The 5,199-nt window shown below is 71.9% G+C and carries 4 protein-coding genes and 1 pseudogene; 1 reads left to right on the top strand and 4 read right to left on the bottom strand.

From position 1 onward, the window contains the following. From AOK11_RS36685 to AOK11_RS36695, 3 genes and pseudogenes are all read right to left on the bottom strand, one after another. Positions 1-321 (bottom strand): annotated as a pseudogene (locus AOK11_RS36685) (EamA family transporter); the annotation flags it as partial. A gap of 309 nt (positions 322-630) precedes the next feature. Beyond that, complete coding sequence (locus AOK11_RS36690; protein WP_055597955.1) at positions 631-2,961, bottom strand: wHTH domain-containing protein; 2,331 nt, start codon at positions 2,959-2,961, stop codon at positions 631-633. 39 nt (positions 2,962-3,000) lie between these two features. Beyond that, on the bottom strand, positions 3,001-3,933 hold the full coding sequence (locus AOK11_RS36695) for an STM4015 family protein (protein ID WP_240497630.1): 933 nt from the start codon (positions 3,931-3,933) through the stop codon (positions 3,001-3,003). A gap of 250 nt (positions 3,934-4,183) precedes the next feature. On the opposite strand from AOK11_RS36695, the gene AOK11_RS36700 reads away from it, so the two are divergent. Then, the gene (locus AOK11_RS36700) at positions 4,184-4,636 is read left to right on the top strand and encodes an NUDIX hydrolase (RefSeq protein ID WP_079035312.1); all 453 of its coding nucleotides are present in this window, start codon (positions 4,184-4,186) and stop codon (positions 4,634-4,636) included. 34 nt (positions 4,637-4,670) lie between these two features. On the opposite strand, the gene AOK11_RS36705 is transcribed toward AOK11_RS36700, so the two are convergent. Continuing rightward, positions 4,671-4,931: a GntR family transcriptional regulator gene (locus AOK11_RS36705; protein ID WP_206189004.1), complete on the bottom strand. Its 261-nt coding sequence runs from the start codon at positions 4,929-4,931 to the stop codon at positions 4,671-4,673. Positions 4,932-5,199 lie beyond the last annotated feature (268 nt).

The raw sequence follows: 5,199 nt of genomic DNA on the forward strand, positions 1-5,199 counted from the left end.
GGCCAGGGCGATGCCGAAGGCGATCACCGTGGTCCAGTCGGCGCGCGAGTGCCCGCGCAGCCGGGGCCGGCACACCACCAGCAGCACGACCGCGGCCACCAGCAGCCGCAGCGTCACGACCCCGAGCGCGCCGGCCCGCGGCATCAGTGTCACCGCGAGGGCGCCGCCGAACTGCACGGAGATCCCCCCGGCGAGCACCAGGCCGACCGGCCCCAGGGAGCCCCGGCCGCGCGGGGCGCCCGCCGCCTCCGGCGCATGTCCCGGAGCCGCCCCGGGTACGGCGGCCGGGGCGGACGAACTGGCAGCACTGGACGTCTTCACGGTGCCTTCCTCGGGCTGGGTGGAGAGGGCGGAGGGCCCCTCGGCAACTGTGCCTCGCGATGAACTTTCCGATCCAGGGTATGGCCTCGGTCAGCACCGTGATGCTTCTACGTACCTGACGATGAGTCCCTCGTCCCGCCCGGGTCAACTTCGTCCGTCATGCGGACCGAGCGCATCCGGGGCCTCCGCCGTCCTTCGGTCCCGCCCACCGAACGGCAAGCCGCTCAGCACACCGGAGCACCGGTGGCGGTCTGCGCGCGACTCCGCTTCCCCCGGCCCGGTGACGTCGGCCCCGGGCACCTGCCGCCGTCAGGGGAGCCGGGGCGGGGTGGCGGCGGGGCGCCTGGTCGGGTAGTCCAGGTCCGGGACCTCGATGTCCAGTTCGCGCAGGCGGGCGGCCGCCTCGGCCGGGCTCCTGCCCGCCCTGCTCGCCGCGGCCAGGACGTGCTCGGTCTTCACCGGCTTGCCGTACCGGGGCAGGGCCTCCAGCAGGTCGTTGTCGCGCACGTCGAGCGCCGGCGGAACGTGGACCTCGCGGCCGAGCAGCGTCAGGCGTTCCCCGATCTGCTGGGGGCTGCGGCCGGTGATCCGCGCGGCGCGCAGTACGCGCTGCAGCGATATGTGGCGGCTCGAGCCGATCCAGGGCCCGCGGGCGTCCAGGTTCTCGCTGAGCAGGAGGACGTCCTGCTCCTCGAAACCGCCCGCGTCGGGCAGGTCCTCCTCGCGGTAACCGAGTTCCCTCCGGCGGTCGACGATCCCTTCCGGGGTACGGCCGAGGACCTTCGCGGCGAGAAGAACACGCCCCAGGGCCGGCCACCACGGCCAGGGTCCTCGGCCGTCGGCGTTCTCGCTGACGATCACCGCGTCGTCGGGATGCGGGGTGAACTCCAGGGGGTAGCCGAGAACGGCCAGCCGAACAGCGACCTCGTGGGGGTTCACCCCCACGGCGTCGGCGGCGCGCCGGATATGGCCCTCCGGCACACCGGTCGACGGGATGTGCGGTCCGTCCGGTTTGGCATCCTTGCTGATCATGACCAGGTCGCCGGGATGCGGCGTGTCCGGCAGCGGGGCGGGCACCTGGGGGAACCCCAGGGCGTGCAGCCGCCGCGCGATGCCGGCCGGGCCGACGCCCTCGGCGTGCGCCCGCCGCACGACGTGCGGGAGCGGGACCGCCTCGTCCGGCGCCAGCCAGCCCGTGTCGGTGGTGACCAGGTCGGCGTCGCGTTCCGTGACGGACTCGGGCAGTGGACCGTCCGGGAGGACGACGTCGGTGTAGCCCAGTTCCCGGTAGCGGTCCGCGATCTCACGCGGGCCGGTGTCCGAGACTGCCGCGGCCCGCAGGACGCGGCCGTAGGGCACGGTGTTCCCCAGCACCGGCGCGGCGCCGTCCCCGCGTTCGCTGATGAGCCGCAGGTCGTCCTCGGTGACGTGACGGTCGGGGACGTCGGGCAGGCTGGGGTAGCCGAGCTTCGCCAGCCGGGCCAGGACCGACGCGGCGCTCACTCCCTGGGCATGGGCGTTGTACAAGACGTGGCCGGCCGGCACCGGGTCCGTACGCGAGAGCCAGGGCACGGCCCCGGTGAGGGCCCGGCCGCTGACAAGCGGAAGGTCACTCTCCGACACCTCGGCCGGAAGCTCCTGCTCGGGGATGGTGAAGCCGAGTGCCCGCAGGCGGTCCGCGACCTCGGCGGGGGCCTTCCCGGTTTCGACGCCGACCGCGACGAGGTGGGGGAACCATGCCGGGTCCTCCTGCGCGAGCCAGGTCTTCCTGTTCCCCCCGTGCCCGAGAAGACCGACCTCCTCACGGTCCACGGAACCGGCCAGCGGTCCCTCGGGCAGCCGGCGGTATCCGAGCCGGCCGAGCCGCACGACGACCTCGTTGGGGTCGCGGTCGTGTGCCTGGGCGAAGCGCAGGACGTGGTGGAGCGGGACGGGCTCGTCCGGGTCCAGCAGCCAGGGTGTGCACCCGTCCAGTCCTACGCTGGTCAGTACCACGTCGTCGACGGTGACCTCCGCCGCCCCGGGGGCGACCCGGTAGCCCAGCCGGGTGAAACGCTCGCACACCGCGGCGATCGCGAGCACCGTCTGCTGCGGGACCCTGGTCAGTTTCCCCATGTGCTGGAGGACGGCGATGACGTGACCGAGTGTCACGAGGGTGTCGTCGGCGATCCAGCGCCTGGGGCTGGTCCTGTCCCGGTGGATGATCAGGTCCCGGTCTTCGTCCAGCACCCGTTCCGGAAAGCTGTCGGGTGCGGGCGCCGGGTGGCCCAGTTCGACGAGCCGGGCCGCGATCTCGGCGGGCGGCCGGTTCAGCCGCAGGGCTGCCGCCAGGACATGGCCCCTGAGGTGACCGTCGTTCCCGGGCCCGATCCAGGGCCCGGAACCGTCGATGTCGCGGCTGATCATCTTCCGGTCGTCGTCGGTGACCGAGGCCAGCTCTTCGGGGGAGGGGACCCGGTACCCCAGCTCGGCGAGCCGGGAACCGGTCGCACCGGGATCACCGTGCCGCGATGCCGCCGCGCGCAGGACGTGGCCCAGCGTCACGGGTTCCTCGGGATCCAGCCAGGGGGCCTCGGCGTTCAGCTCGTGGCTGACGATGCGCCGGTCGTGGTCGTCGAGGGGGAGCAGGGGGTTCGGCACGGCGGCCTTTCGGAGAAGGGGCGGGGCGGGAAGGGGAGGTCACTCGGCGACGGCGACGTAGCGGGTGCCCTCGTCCATCTCGTCGTCCTTCTCCTGTTCGGACAGGTCCACCCGTACGCCCGCCGGTTCGAGGGCGTCCCAGACCCGCAGCATCATGGCGTCGCTCAGGTAGTGGTGGTGCAGGTCGAGAAGGCGCAGGTGGGTGAGCGGCTGCCCGCTCAGCAGGGCCGCGGCGCCCTCGTCGCCGAGCGCGCCCATCGACAGCCTGAGGGATGCGAGCCGGGGCACGACCGGGGCATGGGCCACGGCGGCCGCGATCTCGTCCTGGAACCGGCTGTTCTGCAGCCCCAGATGGCGCAGGGAGGGCAGCCGCTCGCCGGTGAGCAGCGGCCGGAGATCCTCCACCGTCGTGTCACAGCCGTAGTTCTCGTCGCCCAGCCACAGCTCCAGGCACTCCAGGGACGGCAGATCGGACGCGGCCACGTTGCGCACGACCGAGGCGGGCAGCCCGCCGGTCTCGAAGCGCAGGGTGCGCAGCCCTTCGTGGCGGACGGCGGGGAACGCGAGGTCCTCACTGCCGCGCACGCCGAGCTCCCGCAGCCGGGGATACGCCTCCAGGAGGGGGGCGACATCGGACTGTGTGATCCAGGAGATCTCGCTCTCCTCGAATTCGAGGTCCCCGAGGAACAGCGCTTCCAGGCCGGTCAGCCGGGAACTCAGCCCGACCAGTTTCTCGACCGCGTCATCGGGCCAGCCGTCGGATCCGTACCACGCGGAGCCGATGACGAGCGCGCGCACCTGCTCCAGCGGCACGATCTCGGTGAAGCGGTTCCAGTAGTCGTCCGAAGCCTCGTCCCCGGTATACATGCCGCACTGCATACGCCACGCCACGGAAGCGGGATCGGCCGGCAGGGGGTCGGCGGAGGACGCCTGCGGAAAGGTCAGGACGGGGAGACCGTAGAACTTGTCCAAGTGGCTTACGGAGGAAGGATGTTGCGGCACATCGGCCGGAAACTCCACGGTGGCTCCTCGGGGTTGGGGCTGAGGTGCGCACAGTTCTAGCAGCAGCCGGTGACAGCGGACGGAGAGGTCCTGCCCGGGAGGTCCCGGCAGGGGTGCCGGAAGCGTCGGAGGTGTCGGCGGGTGAGGGGCGGGCACCGGGACGGGTACCGTCCCCACCAGGGAAGCCCCTGTCCGCCCCGCTCCTACCTCCCGAGGCCCCGTGCGACGACTCATTGCCCGTCTCTGGCGACTCCTGCGCCCCGTCCAGAGCCGCCTCATGTGGTTCCTGAACGCCAAGTTCGTGGTCGGGGTGACCGGCGTCGTGCGCGACGACGAGGGGAGGGTGCTGCTGCTCCGGCACCGGATGTGGCCACCGGGCCGTCAGTGGGGCCTGCCGAGCGGCTTCGCCCACAAGGACGAGGACTTCCGGCAGACCGTGGTGCGCGAGGTGAAGGAGGAGACCGGCCTCGACGTGGAGGCGGGCCGCCTCGTGATGCTGAACAGCGGTTTCCGCACCCGCCTGGAAGTGGCCTACGAGGCCCGGCTGCTGGGCGGCGAGCTGCGCCTCGATCCCTTCGAGATCCTGGAGGCCCGCTGGTGCCGCCCGGACGACCTCCCCGAGGACATCCAGCCGGTGTGCGGGCCGCTGATACGGGGCGAGACGGTCCCCTGAGGCATCGCCCGAGGCTCCGGCAGCTCGGGCCCGTCTACTTGTCGGGCTCGCCCCCTGCGGTCTTCGACCGCTCGGCGACGAAGGAGCCGAGGCCGGGCTCGGTGTAGGTCAGCCCTTCCTCGCGCAGCGCCCGGAGAACCTTGTGCGCCGTCGCGTTGGCGATCCCGAACTCCGCCGTGAGCTGCACGACGGACGGAACGCGTGTACGCGGTGGATAGGTGCCGTCAGCGATGCGACGGCGCACCACCTCCGCCACCTGGCGCCAGCGAGGAATGTCGGGAGCGAATTCGATCACCGGTTCAGCATGCGTATACCTAGCGCTGCACGCGATACGTAGAATCCCTAGCATGCCTAGAATGCTTTAGATACAGTCTGTAGCCGCGAGACCCCCGCGACGGGTGGAGCCGTCCGGGGGTGTGGCCACCAGCTGAATCCTGAATCCACTGATCGGAGCTGACGACATGACCGACCTTATCGGCCGCCTCATCGCGTGGGTGCGCGTCCTGTTCGATCCGCCGGGCGCTCATCGCCGCACCGGCCTACGCCCGGCGCATCGAACAGGA

The organism is Streptomyces hirsutus (assembly GCF_001418415.1).
GTDB lineage: Bacteria > Actinomycetota > Actinomycetes > Streptomycetales > Streptomycetaceae > Streptomyces > Streptomyces hirsutus.